This is a genomic window from Mesorhizobium sp. M7A.F.Ca.CA.003.01.2.1, from assembly GCF_003998945.1.
Classification (GTDB): Bacteria; Pseudomonadota; Alphaproteobacteria; order Rhizobiales; family Rhizobiaceae; genus Mesorhizobium; species Mesorhizobium ciceri.
Map to the genome: position 1 here is coordinate 1 of NZ_RZRA01000664.1, position 3,269 is coordinate 3,269.

The following is a 3,269-nucleotide window of genomic DNA, read 5'->3' on the forward strand; positions in this document are numbered from 1 at the left end:
GGCCTGGGCGGCTGCGCGCTCGGCTGACGACAGCGGGAGGCGGTCAAGGTCGCGGACGTGGCGCACCCCGGCGCGGACGTCCGCCTGCCAGGCGGTGTCAGGATCGGCGGAGCGTGCATCGTGGAGGTTCGTGTCTGAAGTCATCAGGGTTCTCGGGGCAGTTTCTGGCGGAGCTATCGGCCGGATGGCCAGGCGGGTCAACCTTCTGGGGTGGTCGCCGCCATCAAATCCACCGCCTGCAAATCCGTAGGTATTTAGCCAAAATGGCACTATTCTGCGCAGTCTGGGCTTCAGGGAAAACGAATGGACTTCAGCACAGGCCATGGTTACCTGCTCATCGGCGGCCTCATCCTCGTCGGTACTGGGCTGCTCATCCTGTCGCTGATCGTCAATCTGCGCGTCGCCCACAGTGTGCGCGACGACGTGCGTCATCGCGAAAAGCTGCTGGAATACTACCGTAACATCTTCTCGCAGTTGGGCGTGATCCTGATCGGCATCGGCGTGTCGCTGTTCATCTTCTTTTTCCAGCAGAATTACCAAGACCAGCGCAGACGCGAAACGGATCTCCAGCAGGTTCTGGCCAAGCTGGCGGCGCGCATCGCTCGTGGCGCTCCCCTCGTCGAGTCACTTGGCGAATTCGACGCGCTGCTGGATGACGGCGGGGCCTACGTTAGTCCCGAACTTGGTGGAACCAACGCCGCCATCGGCGCGCAGGGAGCGGAGCTTGGCAAGCAGATCCGCGAAATCCTGCTGGTTGAGCGCGACGTCGACATCCGGGACTTCGACATCCTCAACCTGTCGCGCGATTTCGAGTCGTCGTTCGTCGTCAACCAGCTCGATCCGACGCTATGGTTCGACATCGTGCGCGACGAGAGCGAGATCAAATATGCCATCACCCAACTCACCCTCGACTACAAGGACCTGCAGGATGCGATCGGCGGCGAGCCGATCGAGGTTGCGATCGCCAATCCTGAAACCGAGCGCAAGATCAAGCACGAGGTGCTCGACATCTTCTACGATGCCGACCTCTTGCGCCAGCGCAGCAGGCGATTTCTCGGCCGTGCGTGCTGGCTTCTCAGCCACGGACGCAGCTTTGTCAGTCTTGCACCGGTCGACGCGATCGAAGCCGACGCGAGGTCACATCAGGAATGGATCGACAGATCGAAGCCCTCGCTGGCACAGACGAAATCGGGCAACGGCGATTGCTTCAAACTGCTCCGATACGGCCCGGCATCCTGACTCCCGGCGGGACCGGTCGATTTGGAAGTCAGTCCCCCACACGTTGCAGCGTGCCGAGATGATTGTCGTCGAGAAAACCTACAGTCATGGCCGACGCCTTGCCGTCAGCGCCGACCACGAAACTTACACCCGAGGGGCTGTCCGGCGTCTCCGCGTCGGGGAAGGTCAGGAAAAGATCACCGTCGAAATGCCTCAATGAATAGGACCGGCCGGCGGCCGGGCCCACCTTGAGTACAAGGTCGTCTCCCGCTTTCGACACAATCGCGTCGCCGATGAAGTCGTTGGCGTACCGGCCAGCATAGACACTGCCCGGCCCGGCTCGCCGTGACGGAGACGGCGGCGCGGCGTAGGCGGCCTTGGCCGCCGCGACCACCGGACCGAACAGGCCCGCATAGATATCATTCCACGCCTTGACCCAGTCCTTCTCGACCTTACCGTCGAAGACGAGATCGGCGAAGCTGTCGGACAATCCCTCCGGCAGGCCAGTCGGAAAGGCGTTGGCGACGATGACTATGCCCAGCTTCTCCTTTGGGAAGACTGTCACCAGGGTACGCGCGCCGACGCTGAAAGCGCCGGCGTGGCCCCAGCTCAGGCCGTGTCGGCCGAATTCGACATTCCAGCCGAGGCCGTAGAACGATGCGCCGCCGGAGACGGGGTTGTTGCCGCGCGATATCAGCGGAACATGCGTCTGGCTTAGCGCATCGGCGGCAATCAGTGTCTTGCCGGCATAAACGCCGTTGTGGAGGATGAGGCGCACCCATTGCGAGAGGTCACGTGCCGTAGAGCTGACGCCGCCGGCGGGCGCCTGCGCATCCGGATCGCGCTCTATCCTCGCTGCCCAGGCGCCATCGACCTTGACGTGAAGCGCGGCGCGGTTGGTTCGCTTGACGAAGTCCGAATGGCGGGAACTCGTGGAGGCCATGCCCAGCGGACGGTAGAGCTTCTCCTCGGCGACCTGCTCCCAGGGCTTTCCCGTCGGTGTCGCGGCTGCCACGGCACCCTCTGTCAATCCGAAATTGCTGTAAGAATACCCGGCCCGAAAGCTCGACGATGGCGGCACGAACCGCAGGCGATGCAGGATCTCGACGCGGTCGTAGCCAATGTCCTCGAGGTCGTCTCCGGCGGTGCCTGGAAGCCCGCTGCGATGCGAAAACAGGTCACGGACGGTGAGCTGGCTTGCCGGATAAGGATCGGCCAACCTGAAGGCCGGATCGAGATCGGCGATCTTCGAATCCCAGGACACGATCCTGTCGCTAACCAACGCCGCTACGACGGTGGCGGAAACCGGCTTGGAAAGGGAGGCGATCTGGAACACCGTGTCGGCGTCGACGATCTCAGGCTTGCCGGCCTCGCGATGCCCAAAACCCTTGAGGAAGATCACCTCGTCATCGCGCACGACGCCGATGGCGAGCCCGGGCACGGCACCGTCCGCGACGGCGGCTTCGGCAAGCGCTTCGAGCTTCGACAGGGCAGCAGTGATGCGCTCGGGCGTGAGGCTATCGGCCGGCGCCGCGTGCGGCCAAAGCGCCATTGCGGCGATGAAGACCCAAACCCTCCACTGGCAGAGATTCCGATTCAGCCGCATGCACAAGCCTCCTCCCAGGAATTCACATGACCATGATACAGGCCCGCACGGGTGAGACCAGCCCTTCTCGGGCGGCTCACGCCGCGAGCCGGATTCATCGGCCGCGCCGACGACGTCAGCTTCAGCGCCGCGCTCCTGTTCCTACCGCCCAGCGGCGTCCGCCATCGCAACAAAGGCGCTCTCGATGGTCTCGAAAGCCAGCTCCGGATACAGCACTCCGGCTTCCGGCGTGGCCGTCTCGAGCGCGGTCTCGCCGCGTATCCAGAATGCCCGCAGCAGTCCAAGCCAGGGGGCTGACGCGATCATCGCCTCAAGCTCCGCCGCACTCTGAGGCACGATGCGCGGCGAGCGGCCGCTCACCCGGCGCCACAGATCGATCATTTCGTTCTGGGTGATCTTGTTTCGGGCGATGCGGATCTCGCTGCGGATGGCCTTGGGATCGTTC

At 63.6% G+C, this 3,269-nt stretch carries 2 protein-coding genes and 2 pseudogenes; 1 reads left to right on the forward strand and 3 read right to left on the reverse strand.

What is annotated here, in order from left to right; genetic code table 11:
- A pseudogene (locus tag EN969_RS36200) lies at positions 1 to 144 on the reverse strand (KamA family radical SAM protein); the annotation flags it as partial.
- Between the two features lie 159 nt (positions 145 to 303).
- Here EN969_RS36200 and EN969_RS23285 point away from each other — a divergent pair.
- Entirely contained in the window at positions 304 to 1,239 is a 936-nt protein-coding gene (locus EN969_RS23285) for a hypothetical protein (protein ID WP_013530658.1), read from the forward strand.
- Positions 1,240 to 1,267: 28 nt separating this feature from the next.
- Here EN969_RS23285 and EN969_RS23290 read toward each other — a convergent pair whose 3' ends face one another.
- On the reverse strand, positions 1,268 to 2,824 hold the full coding sequence (locus EN969_RS23290; protein WP_063168614.1) for a serine hydrolase: 1,557 nt from the start codon (positions 2,822 to 2,824) through the stop codon (positions 1,268 to 1,270).
- Between the two features lie 141 nt (positions 2,825 to 2,965).
- Positions 2,966 to 3,269, reverse strand: a pseudogene (locus EN969_RS23295) (NmrA family protein); the annotation flags it as partial.

What these genes read in the sequence shown, in the direction of transcription:
- EN969_RS23290 (WP_063168614.1), bottom strand. Translation starts at nt 2,824, where the DNA reads ATGCGGCTGAATCGGAATCTCTGCCAGTGGAGGGTTTGGGTCTTCATC.
- EN969_RS23285 (WP_013530658.1), top strand. Translation starts at nt 304, where the DNA reads ATGGACTTCAGCACAGGCCATGGTTACCTGCTCATCGGCGGCCTCATC.